The sequence below is a fragment of the Streptomyces sp. NPDC014894 genome (assembly GCF_043080985.1).
In the GTDB taxonomy this organism is placed as follows: domain Bacteria; phylum Actinomycetota; class Actinomycetes; order Streptomycetales; family Streptomycetaceae; genus Streptomyces.
The window spans coordinates 195,332-211,106 of sequence record NZ_JBIBWD010000001.1; the positions used below are offsets into that span (position 1 = coordinate 195,332).

The 15,775-nt window shown below is 73.1% G+C and carries 11 protein-coding genes; 7 read left to right on the forward strand and 4 right to left on the reverse strand.

The features are described from left to right. Window positions 1-51: 51 nt before the first annotated feature. Window positions 52-756 carry a response regulator gene (locus ACF089_RS00855; protein WP_392019998.1) on the reverse strand — a complete coding sequence of 235 codons (705 nt, stop codon included), beginning with the start codon at window positions 754-756 and terminating at the stop codon, window positions 52-54. A gap of 85 nt (window positions 757-841) precedes the next feature. Then, window positions 842-2,500: an ATP-binding protein gene (locus ACF089_RS00860; protein WP_392020001.1), complete on the reverse strand. Its 1,659-nt coding sequence runs from the start codon at window positions 2,498-2,500 to the stop codon at window positions 842-844. Window positions 2,501-2,635: 135 nt separating this feature from the next. Here ACF089_RS00860 and ACF089_RS00865 point away from each other — a divergent pair, with 135 nt between their 5' ends. From ACF089_RS00865 to ACF089_RS00885, 5 genes are all read left to right on the forward strand, one after another. Next, a complete protein-coding gene (locus ACF089_RS00865; RefSeq protein ID WP_392020003.1) occupies window positions 2,636-4,030 on the forward strand; it encodes a cation:dicarboxylate symporter family transporter in 1,395 nt (464 codons plus the stop codon). A gap of 257 nt (window positions 4,031-4,287) precedes the next feature. Then, window positions 4,288-4,749, forward strand: coding sequence for a MarR family transcriptional regulator (locus tag ACF089_RS00870; RefSeq protein ID WP_392020006.1), 462 nt, complete (start codon window positions 4,288-4,290; stop codon window positions 4,747-4,749). 106 nt (window positions 4,750-4,855) lie between these two features. Continuing rightward, window positions 4,856-5,737, forward strand: coding sequence for an NAD(P)-dependent oxidoreductase (locus ACF089_RS00875; protein WP_392020009.1), 882 nt, complete (start codon window positions 4,856-4,858; stop codon window positions 5,735-5,737). 55 nt (window positions 5,738-5,792) lie between these two features. Continuing rightward, entirely contained in the window at window positions 5,793-6,203 is a 411-nt protein-coding gene (locus ACF089_RS00880) for a MerR family transcriptional regulator (protein WP_392020012.1), read from the forward strand. Further along, a complete protein-coding gene (locus tag ACF089_RS00885) occupies window positions 6,200-6,538 on the forward strand; it encodes a thioredoxin family protein (RefSeq protein ID WP_392020014.1) in 339 nt (112 codons plus the stop codon). Before ACF089_RS00880 ends, ACF089_RS00885 begins: the two co-directional genes overlap by 4 nt. Here the strand turns inward: ACF089_RS00885 and ACF089_RS00890 are convergent. After that, on the reverse strand, window positions 6,528-8,465 hold the full coding sequence (locus tag ACF089_RS00890) for a stealth family protein (protein ID WP_392020017.1): 1,938 nt from the start codon (window positions 8,463-8,465) through the stop codon (window positions 6,528-6,530). The genes ACF089_RS00885 and ACF089_RS00890 overlap by 11 nt on opposite strands. 307 nt (window positions 8,466-8,772) lie before the next feature. Between ACF089_RS00890 and ACF089_RS00895 the strand changes: the two genes are divergently transcribed. Continuing rightward, on the forward strand, window positions 8,773-10,299 hold the full coding sequence (locus ACF089_RS00895; RefSeq protein WP_392020020.1) for an FG-GAP repeat protein: 1,527 nt from the start codon (window positions 8,773-8,775) through the stop codon (window positions 10,297-10,299). Window positions 10,300-11,143: 844 nt separating this feature from the next. Further along, complete coding sequence (locus tag ACF089_RS00900) at window positions 11,144-13,411, forward strand: HelD family protein (RefSeq protein WP_392020023.1); 2,268 nt, start codon at window positions 11,144-11,146, stop codon at window positions 13,409-13,411. A 78-nt stretch (window positions 13,412-13,489) separates the two neighbouring features. Here the strand turns inward: ACF089_RS00900 and glgB are convergent, their stop codons facing one another. Then, entirely contained in the window at window positions 13,490-15,694 is a 2,205-nt protein-coding gene (glgB, locus tag ACF089_RS00905; RefSeq protein ID WP_392021538.1) for a 1,4-alpha-glucan branching enzyme, read from the reverse strand. Between the last annotated feature and the right edge of the window lie 81 nt (window positions 15,695-15,775).

The window sequence follows — 15,775 nt, forward strand, 5'->3', positions numbered from 1 at the left end:
TCCGAAGGCGGCGCCGGCCCGGCGAGCGGGGGAGACGGCGGCCGCGGCCGCTCAGCGCGTGGCGGGAATCCATCGGTACTGCAACTCGGGCCGCCCGATCTGGCCGTACTGCGGACTGCGCTCCGCCCGGCCCTCGGTGACCAGATGCTCCAGATAGCGGCGGGCGGTGATCCGGGAGATCCCGACCGCCGCGCCCGCCTCCGCCGCGGTCAGCCCGCCCGCCGCCTCCCGCAGCGAGCGCGTGACCGACTCCAGCGTCGGACCGCTCAGCCCCTTGGGCAGCGCGCCGCCGCGCGGCGCGCGCAGGGCCCCCAGCGCCCGGTCCACCTCGTCCTGCCCGCTGGCCTCGCCGGCCGCCGCGCGGAACTCCGCGTAACGGGAGAGACGGTCCCGGAGCGTGGCGAAGGTGAACGGCTTGAGGACGTACTGCACCACGCCGAGCGAGACGCCCTCGCGCACGATCGCCAGATCGCGGGCGGAGGTGACGGCGATGACATCGGCCGGATGCCCGGCCGCGCGCAGCGACCGCAGCAGATGCAGACCGTGGCCGTCGGGCAGATAGAGGTCGAGCAGCAGCAGATCGACCCGGGTGCGCTCCAGCACCCGGACCGCCTCGGCCCGGGAGTTGGCCACCCCGGCGACCCGGAAGCCGCCGATCCGCCCCACGTACAGGGCGTGCGCGTCGGCGGCGACGGGGTCGTCCTCCACCACGAGCACGCGCAGAGCCTCGGGATCGTTGCCGGTGTCCGTGTTCATACGGGGGCCTTCGTGCTGGTGGGGGCGGGGACGGGTGCGTTTTGGCGCGGTACGGGGGCGGGCGCGGGGGCCCGCGTCGTCAGGTTCATCCGGGCGTCCCGGAGTGCAGCGGCAGCCGTACGGTGAACTCCGCGCCGCCGTCCGCGCCGCGCCCCAGGACCACCGTGCCCCGGCTCCGGTGCACCGCCTGGCGCACCAGGGCCAGACCGAGGCCCCGGCCCGCGCCCCGGGTGGAGAAGCCCCGGCGGAACACCTCGTCGGCGCGGGCCGGATCGACGCCCGCGCCGGTGTCGTCCACCCGGATCAGCAGCTCGTCCCGGTCGGCGCGGGCGGTGACGGTGACCCGAGGCCGCGCGCAGGTCCCGGGCGCGGACTCCCCGGCGGGGGAGTCCCGTACGGCCGGGGCGAGCGCGAGCGCCGTGGTGTCCCGGGCCGCCGCGTCCACCGCGTTGTCGATCAGATTGCCGAGGATCGTCACCAGGTCCCGGGCCGGCAGCGACGCCGGGAGCACCCCGTCGTCGATCCGGCTGTCCGCCGCGAGCACCAGCTCCACCCCCCGCTCATTGGCCTGCGCCGCCTTGCCCAGCAGCAGCGCCGCCAGCACCGGTTCGCCCACCGCGCCGACGACCCGGTCGGTCAGCGCCTGCGCCAGCTCCAGCTCCGCCGTGGCGAAGTCGACGGCCTCGTCCGTACGGCCGAGTTCGATCAGCGAGACGACGGTGTGCAGCCGGTTCGCCGCCTCGTGGGCCTGGGACCGCAGCGCCTGGCTGAACTTCCGCTCGGAGTCCAGCTCGCCGGAGAGGGACTGGAGTTCGGTGTGATCGCGCAGGGTCACCACCGTGCCCCGGTGCTCGCCGCCGACCACCGGGCTGGTGTTGACCACGACGACCCGGTCGGCGGTGAGATGGACCTCGTCGACCCGGGGCTCGGAGGCCAGCAGCGCCCCGGTCAGCGGCGCGGGCAGCCCCAGCTCGGCCACCGGGCGGCCGACCGCCGCGCAGTCCAGCCCCAGCAGCTCCCGCGCGCCGTCGTTGACCAGGGCGATCCTGCGCCGGCCGTCGAGCATCAGCAGCCCTTCGCGGACCGCGTGCAGCGCCGCCTCGTGATAGTCGTGCATCCGGCTCAGCTCACCGGCGTTCATGCCGTGGGTGTGCCGCCGCAGCCGGGCGTTGATCACATAGGTGCCGGCGCCGCCGAGCGCCAGCGCGCCGCCCGCCATCGCGAGCAGCGCGGCGACCTGCTCCCGTATCTGCTCGCTGATCCGCTGGATGGTGATGCCCGCGCTGACCAGGGCGACGACGCGCCCCTCGTCGTACACCGGGACCACCGTGCGGATGGACGGGCCGAGCACGCCCAGATGCCTCTCGCTGTAGATCTCGCCGCGCAGCGCCTGCTCGGTGTGGCCCAGATACTCGCGGCCGATCTCGTCGGGCTCCGGGTGGGTCCAGCGGGTGCCGTCCGGGGCCATCACCACGACGAAGTTGACGCCCGCGTCCCGGCGCAGCCCCTCCGCGTACGGCTGGAGCGCCCGGGTGGGGTCGGCGGAGCGGGCGGCGGCGATGACGGAGGGGGAGCGGGCGACGGCGGACGCGGTCGCCGTCGTCTGGAGCCGGGCGGTCTCCTCGGCCTGGGAGCGGTCGGTGACATAGGCGAAGAGGGCGCAGCCCGCCACCACCGCGGCGACCAGGACGACCTGCATCGCGAAGAGCTGTCCCGCGAGGCTGCGGGGGCGGGGAACGCGCATGGCCCAAGTCTGCCTGCCGTGTTTCGTATGAACGAAACGCACGTAAGGGTGACCGGGGTCACAACCGTGATGGATAGTCGCGGAAATCCATATGGGACGTGGACCGGTTTTCATTTTTGTCTGAGGAGGGACCCCGTGGCTGCTGTGGCAGGCAGAAGGGACCGTACGCACTATCTCTACATCGCCGTCATCGCGGCGGTGGTGCTCGGCATCACGGTGGGCTTCGTGGCACCGGGGGTGGCCGTCGAGCTGAAGCCCATCGGCACGGGGTTCGTCAATCTCATCAAGATGATGATCTCGCCGGTCATCTTCTGCACGATCGTGCTGGGCATCGGATCGGTGCGCAAGGCCGCCAAGGTCGGCGCGGTCGGCGGGCTGGCGCTCGGCTACTTCCTGGTGATGTCGACCGTCGCGCTCGCGATCGGTCTGCTCGTCGGGAACTTCGTGGAGCCGGGCTCCGGACTCCAGATCACCGAGGCCGCGAAGGCGGCGGGCGACAAGGCCGCCGACGGCGCGGGCGGCGAGTCCACGGCGGACTTCCTGCTGGGGATCATCCCCACCACGATGGTCTCCGCCTTCACCGGCGGCGAGGTGCTCCAGACCCTGCTGGTCGCGCTGATGGCCGGATTCGCGCTGCAGGCGATGGGCGCGGCGGGCGAGCCGGTGCTGCGCGGCATCGGGCACATCCAGCGGCTGGTGTTCCGCATTCTGGCCATGATCATGTGGGCCGCCCCGGTCGGCGCCTTCGGCGCGATCGCGGCCGTGGTCGGCGAGACCGGGCTCGACGCGCTGAAGTCGCTCGCCGTCATCATGATCGGCTTCTATGTGACCTGCGCGCTCTTCGTCTTCGTGATTCTGGGCGGACTGCTGAAGCTGGTCGCCGGGGTCAATCTGTTCTCGCTGCTGAAGTATCTGGGCCGGGAGTTCCTGCTGATTCTCTCCACCTCGTCGTCGGAGTCGGCGCTGCCGAGGCTGATCGCGAAGCTGGAGCACATGGGCGTCAGCAAGCCCGTGGTCGGCATCACCGTTCCGACCGGGTACTCCTTCAATCTCGACGGCACCGCGATCTATCTGACGATGGCCTCGCTCTTCATCGCCAACGCGATGGGCGATCCGCTGAGCGCGTCCGAGCAGATCTCGCTGCTGATCTTCATGATCATCGCCTCGAAGGGCGCGGCGGGCGTCACGGGCGCGGGCCTGGCGACGCTGGCCGGCGGGCTCCAGTCGCACCGCCCCGAACTGGTCGACGGGGTCGGCCTGATCGTCGGCATCGACCGCTTCATGAGCGAGGCGCGCGCGGTGACCAACTTCGCGGGCAACGCGGTGGCGACCGTGCTGGTCGGCACCTGGACCAAGGAGATCGACAAGGAGCGGGTGGGCGAAGTGCTGGCCGGGCGGCTGCCGTTCGACGAGACGACGCTGCTGGACGACGGTCACGGCGGGCCCGCCGCCGAGGAGCCGCGGGCCGGGGCGGAGAGCCCGGCCGTCACCGGGCCGCGCCAGGACTCGGGCGTGGGCGCCAAGGTCTGATTCCGGCCGCCGATACTCCCGCGCCCCCCTCCTCTTCCCCCACGGGGGAGGGTGGGCGCGGGTTTCGGCGTATCGGGGCACGGTCCGGCGCGCGCGGGACCGGATTCCGCGGCCCCGCCCGGGTCCTGACCGGGTCCCGCCCTGGTCTCGGCTTGGTCCGGCGCCTGTCCTGGGCCCTCCCGGGCCCGGGTCCCCCTCGTCCCGCCCTCGCTCCGCGCCCTTGACCTCAAGTTTGCTTGAGCTTCTACGGTCGTGCCATGAAGACCTACACGGAGCAGGAACTGGCCGCCCAGCCCATCGGCTACTGGAGCGGCGAGGCGTACCGGACGATCGTCGCCGCCATCCGGGCCGGACTGGCCGAGGAGGCGCTCACCCAGCCCCACTGGTGGATCCTCAACCATGTCGCGGGCCGCCCCGGCCACTGGACGCGCGGCCCGCTCGCCGCCCGGCTGATCACCTTCGACGACCAGGACACCGACTTCGACGAGGTCTTCGACGACCTCGTGCGCCGGGGCTGGCTCGCCGAACCCGCCGGGCCGGCGCAGGGCGCGCTCACCCTGACCGGCGGGGGCGAGGCGGGCCGGGCCCGCGCCCGGGCCCGGACGGCCGAGGTCACCCGGCGGATCCACGAGGGCGTCGGGACCGAGGAGTACACGGCCGCGCTCCAGGTGCTGCGCCGGATGATTGACAACCTGGGGGGCCGGAGCGATCTCCCCTGAGGCCGTCGAGGGTCCGGCGCGCGACTCTGATGCTTACCTTTTGGTGAGTACCTCACTTTATTGTAGGTACTTGCGGCAAGGTATGCGCCGGGAAACCATGGCGGACATGGCAACAACCCCTGAAAACACGTCCGTCACCGTTCTCGGCCTCGGCGCGATGGGCGCCGCTCTGGCCGGCGCCTTCCTCGCGGCGGGCCACCCCACCACCGTCTGGAACCGCACCCCGGGCAAGGGCGGCGAGCTGTCCGCCCGGGGCGCGACCGTGGCCGCCACCGCCGAGGAGGCCGTACGCGCCGGTGAGCTGGTCGTCGTCTGCGTCTTCGACTACGACGCCTCCGACGCGATCCTCGCCCCGCTCGCCGACGCCCTCCGGGGCCGGGTCCTGGTCAATCTCACCTCCGACCTGCCCGAGCGCTCCCGCACGGCGGCGGCCTGGGCGGCGGAGCACTCGATCGACTATCTGGACGGGGCGGTGATGGTCCCGACCCCGGCCGTCGGGGCCCCCGATTCGCTGCTCTTCTACGCGGGCTCCCGCGCGTCCTTCGAGCGCCACGAGCCTGCCCTGAGGGCGCTCGGCGGCAAGACGGCCTTCGTCGGCGAGGACGCCGCGCTGGCCGCCGTCTACGACCTGTCCCTGCTGGACTACTTCTACGGCGCGATCTCCGGCCTGGTGCACGGGCTCTCGCTGGCGAAGTCCGAGGGAGTGAAGGCCGCCGACGTCGCCCCCTTCATGGGCACGATCACGCAGATCCTCCCCTATGTGCTGGAGGGCTCGGCCGCAGGCATCGACGCGGGCGAGTACCCGGGCGCACAGGCCAACCTCGGGGTGATGGCCGCCTCCGTCGACCACATCCTGCACGCCGCGAAGGCCCGGGGCCTGGACGTCGCCCAGCTGGAGGGCATCAAGAGGACGACCGACCGCGCCATCGCGCTGGGCCACGCGGCCGACGACTGGTCCAGCACCCACGAGGCGATCGTCAACCCCTGACCGCCGGCCCCCGGTCCTTGCCCTGACGTCCACGTCAAGGATTACGGTCGCTGTCATGCGAATCGGCGAGCTGGCGCGGCGGGCCGGAACCACGGCCCGCACCCTGCGCTACTACGAATCGCGCGGGCTGCTGCCCGCGCGCCGCACGGTGAACGGCTACCGCGACTACCAGGAGAGCGACCTCAGGCTGCTCCAGCAGATCAGGACCCTGCGGGACTTCGGGTTCGAGCTGGAGGAGACCCGTCCGTTCGTGGAGTGCCTGCGCGCCGGTCATCCGGCGGGCGACTCCTGCCCTGCCTCGCTCGCCGTCTACCGGGCCAAGCTCGCCGAGCTGGACGCCCTCATCGGGCGGCTCCGGTCGATCCGCGCCCAGGTGGGCGGGGAACTCGCACGGGCCGAGGCGGAGTTCACCGCCGGTCCGGAACCACGGTGTGCATTCGACAACGGACGGAAGGCGACGGAATGACCGGTATCGCGAGCGTCGGCGATGTGACCGACGCGGATTTCGACACGGAGGTGCTGGGCGCGCCGCTCCCGGTGCTGGTCCAGTTCACGGCCCAATGGTGCGGCCCGTGCCGCCAGCTGGGGCCGGTGCTGAGCGCGGTCGCCCAGGACGAGGCCGACCGGCTCAAGGTGGTCCGGCTCGACGTGGACATCAGCCCGGGGACGGCGATGCGCTACGGAGTGCTCTCGACGCCGACCCTGATGGTCTTCCGCCGGGGCGAGCCGGTGGCCTCGATGGTGGGGACCCGGCCCCGGCGCAGGCTGCTCCAGGAGCTGGCGGACGCGCTCACGGACTGAGCGCCGCCGTCGCCTCCCGGGGCGGCTCCCCGGCCGCCCCGAGCGACGGCGTGCCGGCCGGCTCGCGCCGCCGCTCCCCGGCGGGCTCCCGGCGCGGCGCACCGCTCGCCGGGGAGCGCTCGAAGAGGCTGGGCACGGGGAAGTACGCCTCCAGGAAGGGTTCGAGCAGCAGTTGCTGGCCCTCCACGTCCTCGTCGGTCGAGATGGTGTCGTTGATGCAGAACGCCTGCCGGTTGCGGCGCGCCAGCAGCTGGCCGAGCCGGCGGCCGGTGTCCGGGTGGGCCAGGTCCACATAGGCGTAGCTGACCTGGCCCGGCACCGCGCGGGAGGTCTGGTAGGCGTAGTAGTGGTGGAAGGACGAGGCGATCGAGAGATCGTCCAGGCTGCGGAAGCGGGCCGCCGCGGTGGCCCGGTGGCGGTCGGCGAAGACCGTCTCTATCTCCGCGAGGACACTGCGCCGCAGCGGGTAGGGGATGTGCTTCATCTTGTGCGTGATCACCGTGTGGAAACGGGAGTCCAGCACTTCCCGGTTGTTCTTGCCCGCCGCCGAGACCGGCACGTCCTCGTCGCCGGGGTCCCCCATGGGGATCAGCGCGGGGGAGGGGAAGAACTTGGTCAGCCCGTTGGCGTGGAAGAAGTCCTGCGGGGTGACCGGCCGGCCGAGGAACATGTCGTCGTTGAAGTAGAGGAAGTGCTCCGACAGACCTTCGATGTGGTGGAGCTGGCTCTCGATCGCATGCGAGTTGAAGGTCGGCAGCACACTGGGGTCGGTGAAGATGTCCCGGTGGCTGACGAGGGTGATGCCCTCGGCCGACGGGTCCAGCCAGGACGGCGTCTGGTCGTCGGTGACCAGGAAGACCCGGCGGATCCAGGGCGCGTTCTGCCGCAGCGAGCGGAGCGAGTAGCGCAGCTCGTCGCGGCTGGCGAAGCGCGCGGTGTTCGCCGCCTCCTCGTGGTACGGCTGACCCTGGGCCTCCTGCCGCCGGCGCAGCCACGCCGGGTCCTGCCCGTCGACCCAGGTGTAGACGGCGTCGACGGGGAACCGGATGTCGTCGGGCCGGGGCGAGGCGAACTCCCGGCGGGTGCGCACCGTCGGCATCTCGGTGTCGGGGGAGGCGAGCCGGGTGAACAGCGCCCCCGACTCCTGGACCGGGGTGTCGTGGAGCGGGACCTCGTCGGCCACCGGCTGGGAGCGCGGGGCGACGAGCCGGCCCTCCTCCTCGGCCCAGAACTCCACGTCGCAGCCGTACTTGGGGCCGAGCACCAGCCGTCCCGACGGATCGCTGTGGTACCAGGTCATCCGGATGACCCGCGCGGCCGCCAGCCGCTTCCAGGTGGCCGCGGCGAATCCGGGGGAGGACTCGCGGGGCGTCGCGGTGCGGCCGTCCATGGGGGAGACATAGCCCGGCAGCCGCTCGCACAGCTCGGCGAGGGCCAGGTGCACCCGGTCGCGGTCGCGCTCGGGGACGGCGATCACCGCGGAATCGTTCCGCCGGCCGCGCACCCAGAAGTAGTCCACCTCCGCGCCCTCCAGGGCCTCGCAGACCGCCGCCGCGTTGGCGTTGCGGGCCTGGAGCGGTGAGACGCCCGGGGACGCCAGCAGCACCTTCGGCACTCCGCGCACCCGGCCGAGCGGGCGGTCGGCGCCGAGCAGCGGACGCGGGTGCCGCCGTATCTCCCGTTCGGCGCGGACGGTGCTCAGACTGGGGCCGGCGCTGGGCCACACCGAGAGCAGCTGCTTGGTCTGCATCCGGACTTCGCGGGAGACGACCCGCGCCACCCGGCGGCGGAGCCGCACCGGCAGCGCCCGGCGGTAGGCGGTCACCGGCCAGGACGCCTCGGGGTTGCTCCGGGCGAGTCGCTCCGCGGCGCGGGCGCGCGACCGCGCCGCTCCGGCGCCCGGCTCTGCCTGCTCTTGGTGGGGCATACGACCTCTTCGGGATGGATGGGCTCATAACGGGGCCTTCTGTGGCACCTCGTTGCAACTTTGATGCGTGGCGCGCCGGAAAGGTTGTAGGGGAATTTCGCGTGATCTTCCGGAAGCCGGGCGTCCGGCGTCCGGGACCGGCCTCCCGCCCGGGTCCGGGGCGGCGTCCCGGCGGGGCGTCAACGCGCCCGCCCCGTAAGGGTGATGATCCAGCCGCGGGGCAACCGTTCCGCGGGTTCACGGGTCAAGCAGACGCGCGGTCAGAACCACCGGGGTGAGAGCCGCGCGCTCACGGGAGGACCGCACCATGAACACGAACTCGCACAGGGTGACATCGGGGCTGGCGGTGGCCGTGGCGACCGCGGTCGTCTGCTCCTTGGCCGCTCCGGCCGCGTTCGCCGCCCCCGCGCGGGCCGCGTCCGCCGCCGGGGAGCAGGCCGTCGGGGAGCGGACCGCGGGGAAGCCGGCGTCCGCGCGGCCCGAGGACTTCAACGGCGACGGCTTCCGGGACGTGGCGGTCTCCGCCCCCGCCGGCACGGCCGACGGCACGAAGAAGGCCGGATACGTCGCGGTGCTGTACGGCTCCAAGAGCAAGCCCCTGCCCGGCGTGCGGAAGCTGTTCCACCAGGACCGGCCGGGGATGCCCGGCGCCGCCGAGGCCGGGGACGCGTACGGCTCGGCCCTCGCCACCGCCGATCTCGACCGCGACGGCTACACGGATCTGGTCGTCGGCGCCCCCGGCGAGGACGTGGGCGCCCGGGACCGGGCCGGCGCGCTCTCGGTGATCTGGGGCGGCGCGAAGGGTCTCGGGGGCGCCGCGACCCCGCTGGACGGCGCGGCGGAGTACGACCGGGTCGGCGCGCACGTGGTGACGGGCGACTTCGACGGCGACGGCGACTTCGACGTCGCGACCGTGGAGGGCGACAGCGGTCTGCGGGTCCTCTCCGGGCCGTTCCGCCGGGACGGCTCCGCCGCCGCGGACTCGTCCGTCGGCTCGTTCGACTCCACCGTGGTGATGGATCTCGCCGCCGGGGACGTGAACGGCGACGGACGGACCGACATCGCCGCCGTACGCCATGACACCGACGAGTACGACGCCCGCCGCACCGTGGTCTGGAAGGGCGGCCGGAACGGGCCCGCCCCCGCCGCGGTCGTCGAGGACGGCCTGGGCGGCGTGCTGGAGGGCGGGGAGAATCTCGACCTCGGCGACATCGACGGCGACGGCTTCGAAGACATCGTCACGGGCCGCGCCGTCGACGGATACGACAGCGATCTGGGCATCCCGCTCGCCAACGGCGGCATGATCACCGTCGTGCCCGGCTCCGCCAAGGGCCCGGCCGGGGCCCGGGCGCGCTCCTTCAACCAGGACAGCGCCGGAATCCCGGGCACGGCCGAGGCGGACGACGCCTTCGGCTCGGGCGTCTCGGTCGGCGATCTCGACGGCGACGGATACGCGGAAGTCTCGGTCGGCGTCCCGGGCGAGAGCTTCGACGGCATCACGGCGACCGGCGCGGTGATCACTCTGCGCGGCGCCCGCAAGGGGCTCACCGGCGCCGGGGCCAAGGGCTTCAACCAGAGCACCCGGGGCGTCCCCGGCACGGCGGAGAAGCGCGATCTGTTCGGCTCGGCGACCAAGTCGGCCGATCTCAACGGCGACGGCCGCGCGGAGCTGATCGTCGGCGCGGAGGGGGAGAACGACGCGGCCGGAGCCCTCTGGATTCTCCGCGGCACTTCCGCCGGACCGACCGTCGACAAGTCCGTCACCTTCGGCAATGGCACCCTCGGCGCGATCGCCGCCCCGGAGAGCGCACTGGGCTCGGTCTTCAACCACTAAATCCACTGAATGCACCGCGGCCGCGCGCGACGCAGTGGCCGCGGGAAGCGCGGAATCCGCGGGAGCGCGGAATCCGGGGGAGGCGCTGGGTTCACGGGAAGCCCCGAATCCGCGGGAGGCGCTGCGGTCGCGGAAGCGTTGAATCCACGGGAGGCACCGGAGTCGCGGGAAGCCCCGAATCCGCAGGAGGCGCCGAGGCCACGGAAGTGCCGAATCCGTGGGAGACGCCGAGGTCACGGGAGGTATCGAATCCGCAAGAGGCACTGAGGCCACGAGAAGTACCGAACCTGCGGGAAGATCCGAATCCGTGGGAAGCGCTGAGGCCGCAGGAGGCGCCGAGGCCACGGGACATGCCTCATGCACGGGGAGCGCTGCGGCCACGGGACGCTCCGAATGCGCAGGACGTGCAGAGGCCACAGGGCGTGCCGAGTTCACGGGAGGCGCTGAGGCCGCAGGAGGTGCCGAATCGGCAGGAGGCACCGAGGCCACGGGAAGTTCCGAGGCCACGTGACGTGCCAACTGCACAGGACGTGCAGAGGCCGCAGGGCGCGCCGAATCCGCAGGAAGCGCCGAGGCCGCGGAAGCGGCAAATCAGCTGAAACCGCCCAATCCCCAACCCCGGCCGCGACAGCGGCCATGCCCGCGCCCCCGCAGTCGCCGAGGGCGCGGGCCCTCGGCGGCACCGCCCCGCGCCCAGTCGTCCCACGGCATGAAAATACCCCTGCCGAATTGACGGAAGGGGCTGCTCTCTGCGTATATTGGGTGTTTCCCTGTTCATTTCCATAATGGACGGAGAAAACCTCACTGGTGTCACCGTATCGCGTCTGGAGCTGAATTGTCAACCATGGAATGGTCAACCGTGGAATTGCAGAAGGAGCAGCAATTCATTTCCCTGCTCCACCGGCGTCTCGACACCCTCCGCGAGCGGGCGGAGACCGCCGTCGACGCCGTGGCCCGGCCGTCCGGAACGGGACACCAGGCCCGGATCGAGCGCGATGTGAGCATCGCCGAGCACTCCGCGCGCCTCTCCGCGCTGAACGCCGTCGAGACCGGACTCTGCTTCGGCCGGCTCGACATGCGTGACGGCGCCCGCCACCACATCGGCCGGATCGGCATCCGCGAGGACGACGCCGAACGCACCCCGCTGCTCGTCGACTGGCGCGCCCCCGTCGCCCGCCCCTTCTATCTCGCCACCGGACACGAGCCGATGGGCCTGGCCCGGCGCCGTCACATCACCACCGAGGGACGCGTCGTCACCGCGCTCCACGACGAGATCCTCGATCTGGGCGACGCCACCCGCACCGGCCACGAGGACCCCGGCGGAGACGCCGTGCTGCTCGCCGCGCTCGGGGCCGCCCGCACCGGACGGATGGCCGACATCGTCCGGACGATCCAGGCCGAGCAGGACCGGGTGATCCGCGCCCCGCGCCACGGCGTCCTCGTCGTCGAGGGCGGGCCGGGCACCGGGAAGACCGCCGTCGCCCTGCACCGGGCCGCGTTCCTCCTCTACGCCCACCGGGAACAGCTCGCCCGGCGCGCCGTCCTCGTCGTCGGACCGAATCCGGCCTTCCTCGGCTACATCGGCGAGGTGCTGCCCTCGCTCGGCGAGACCGGTGTGCTGCTCGCCACCGTCGCCGAGCTGTTCCCCGGCGTACGCGCCGACGGCGCCGACACCCCCGCCGCCGCCCGGGTCAAGGGCCGCGCCGAGATGGCCGAGGTCCTCGCCCGCGCCGTGCGCGACCGCCAGGCGCTCCCCGAGACCGTGCCCGACATCGACTTCGAGGCCGCCGGAACCGTGCCCGAGGCCGCCCTGGAGATCGACCACGGGCAGTACGGCACGCTGCTGCTGCACCGGGAGATGGCGTACGAGGCCCGCGATCGGGCCCGTGCCACCGGGCTGCCGCACAATCTCGCCCGCCCGCACTTCGCCTTCCGGATCATCGACGCGCTCACCGCGCAGCTCGCCGACCGCCTCGGCGCCGACCCGTACGGCGGACCGAATCTCCTCGGCCCCGACGATCTCGCCCAGCTCGGCAAGGAGATCGCCGTCAGCGCCGAGGTGCACGCCGCCGTCGAGCTGCTCTGGCCCTCGCTCACCCCCGAACGGCTCGTCGCCGAAGTGCTCGCCGAACCGGAGCGGCAGCTCCCCGAGCACGAGGCGGCGCTGATCCGCCGGACCGCCGGGCCGTGGACCCCCGCCGATGTGCCGCTGCTGGACGAGGCCGCCGAACTCCTCGGCGTGGACGACAGCGCCGAACGCGCCGCCGCCGAGGCCGAACGGCATGAGCGGATCGCCTACGCGCAGGGCGTGCTCGACCTCTCCGAGGGCTCCCGGACCTACGAGTACGAGGACGAGGAGTCCGAGCTGCTCGCCGCGCACGACGTCATCGACGCCGAGCGGATGGCCGAACGCCACGACGAGGCCGACCGCCGGAGCGCGGCCGAGCGCGCCGCGGCCGACCGCACCTGGGCGTTCGGCCACATCATCGTGGACGAGGCCCAGGAGCTGTCCGCGATGGCCTGGCGGCTGCTGATGCGCCGCTGCCCGACCCGGTCGATGACCCTGGTCGGCGACCCCGCGCAGACCGGGGACGGAGCCGAGCCGGCCTCCTGGGAGGAGATCCTTCGGCCGTACGTCGGCGACCGCTGGCGGCTCACCCGGCTCGGCGTCAACTACCGCACCCCCGCCGAGATCATGGCGGTGGCCGCCGCCGTGCTCCGGGAGAGCCGCCCCGGCTTCGAGCCGCCGCGCTCCGTGCGCTCCACCGGGGTCCCGCCCCGGATCGAACGCGCCGAGCCGGCCGGGCGGCTCGCCGAGACGGTGCTGGCCGCCGTCGCCCGGGAGACCTCCGCCGACGGACGGCTCGCGGTGATCGCCCCGCGCGAACTCCACGGCCGGCTGGCCCCCCTCCAGGGGCCCGTCGACCTCTCCCGCGCCGTCGTCCTGCTCGAACCCCGCGAGGCCAAGGGGCTGGAGTTCGACTCCGTGATCGTGGTCGAGCCCGCGCTCCTGGGGGCCGGCGACCTCTATGTGGCGCTCACCCGGGCCACCCGGCGCCTGACCGTCGTCCACACCGGCGAGCCGCCCCCGGCCCTGGCCCCCGCCGGCTGACCGCCCCGCGCCCCGGCCCCGCCGCCCGCCCGGCCCCGTACCGGCGCGGCGGCGTACCGGCCCGGGGCGCGGGCGCGCTCACACCGGCCGCAGCCACACCGTCGCGAGCGGGGGCAGCGTCAGCCGTACGGACGCGCCCTGGCCGTGCCACGCCACCGGCTCCGCCTTGAGCGGGTCCGGATTGCCCACGTCCCCGCCCCCGTACCGTCCCGCGTCGGTGTTCAGGATCTCCTCCCAGCAGGGGGCCGACTCGGGGACCCCGAGCCGGAACTCGTGGCGGATCACCGGCGAGAAGTTGCTCACCGACAGCAGCGGCCCTCCCGAGGCGTCGAAGCGCAGAAAGGCGAAGACATTGTCGTCGGCCCCGTCGCCCTCCACCCAGGAGAACCCCTCCGGGGCCGAGTCGCGCTGCCAGAGCGCCGGGGTCGCGCCGTAGACCGTGTTGAGATCGCGGACCAGCAGCCGCACCCCCCGGTGGTCGGGCTCCGCCGCGTAGGACGGATCCAGCAGCCACCAGTCCGGGCCGTGGCTCTCCGACCACTCCGCGCCCTGGGCGAACTCCTGCCCCATGAAGAGCAGCTGCTTCCCCGGATGGGCCCACATGAAGCCGAGATAGGCCCGGTGGTTGGCGCGCTGCTGCCACCAGTCGCCGGGCATCTTGCTCACCAGCGACCGCTTGCCGTGCACCACCTCGTCGTGCGAGATCGGCAGGATGTAGTTCTCGCTGTACGCGTACACCATCGAGAAGGTCATCTCGTGGTGGTGGAACCTGCGGTGCACCGGCTCGTGCGCCGCGTAGCCGAGCGAGTCGTGCATCCAGCCCATGTTCCACTTCAGCCCGAACCCCAGACCGCCGAACCCGCCGGGGCCCACATGGTGGGTGGCCCGGGTGACGCCGTCCCACGCGGTGGACTCCTCCGCGATCGTCACCACACCGGGGCAGCGCCGGTAGACCGTCGCGTTCATCTCCTGGAGGAACGCCACCGCGTCCAGGTTCTCCCGGCCGCCGTGCTCATTGGGCCGCCAGGCGCCGTCCTCGCGCGAGTAGTCCAGATAGAGCATCGAGGCGACGGCGTCGACCCGCAGCCCGTCGATGTGGAACTCCTCGCACCAGTAGACCGCGTTGGCCACCAGGAAGTTCCGCACCTCCGTGCGGCCGTAGTCGAACTCCAGCGTGCCCCAGTCGGGATGGTCGGCCCGGCTCGGGTCCTCGGGCTCGTACAGCGGGCGGCCGTCGAAGCGGGCGAGCGCCCAGTCGTCGCGCGGGAAGTGCGCGGGCACCCAGTCCATGATCACGCCGATGCCCGCCCGGTGCAGCGCGTCGACCAGATGGCGGAAGTCGTCCGGAGTGCCCATCCGGGAGGTCGGCGCGTAGAAGCCGGTCACCTGATAGCCCCAGGAGCCGCCGAACGGATGCTCGGTCACCGGCATCAGCTCCACATGGGTGAAGCCCAGGTCCTTGACGTAGGACGGCAGCTGCTCGGCCAGCCTGCGGTAGCTGAGCCCCGGCCGCCACGAGCCGAGGTGCACCTCGTACACCGAGAACGGCGACTCGTGGACCGGGCGGTCGCCCCGGCGGGCCATCCACGCCTCGTCCCGCCACACATGGTGGGACTCGGTGACCACGGAGGCGTTCGCGGGCGGCACCTCGGTACGGCGCGCCATCGGGTCGGCGCGCAGGGTGTGCGAGCCGTCCGGGCGCATGATCTGGAACTTGTAGAGTGTGCCCTCGCCGACGCCCGGCACGAACAGCTCCCACACCCCCGACGAGCCCAGCGAGCGCATCGGGAAGCCGGAGCCGTCCCAGTAGGTGAAGTCGCCGGTGACCCGGACCCCGCGCGCGTTGGGCGCCCACAGGGTGAACCGGGTCCCGGTGACGCCCTGCCAGGTCATCGGGTGCGCGCCGAGCGCCCGCCACAGCTCCTCGTGCCGGCCCTCGCGGATCAGATGCAGATCGAGTTCGCCGAGGGCGGGCAGAAAGCGGTACGGGTCGTGCGTCTCGCGCTCGTGCGGGCCGCCCTCCCCGTCGTACGTCACGAGCAGCCGGTACTCGGGGCCGGCGTCCGGCGGCAGCGTCCCCGAGAAGAGCCCGTCGCCGTCGTCGTGCAGCTCGGCCCGCAGACCCTCGGCGACGAAGGTCACGGCGCGCGCGGAGGGGCGCAGCGCCCGCACCACCGTCCCGGCCGGCCCGGGGTGTGCGCCGAGCAGGGCGTGCGGGTCGTGGTGGCCGCCCGTCAGCAGCCGTTCCCGGTCGCCCGGGTCGAGCGGCGGGGCGGTGCGCACATCGTGGCCGGCGGACCGGGGCCGGGGCGCGCCGGGGACCGGCGGGGCGGTCCTCGCCCGCTGCCGGGCCGGGTCGCCGGG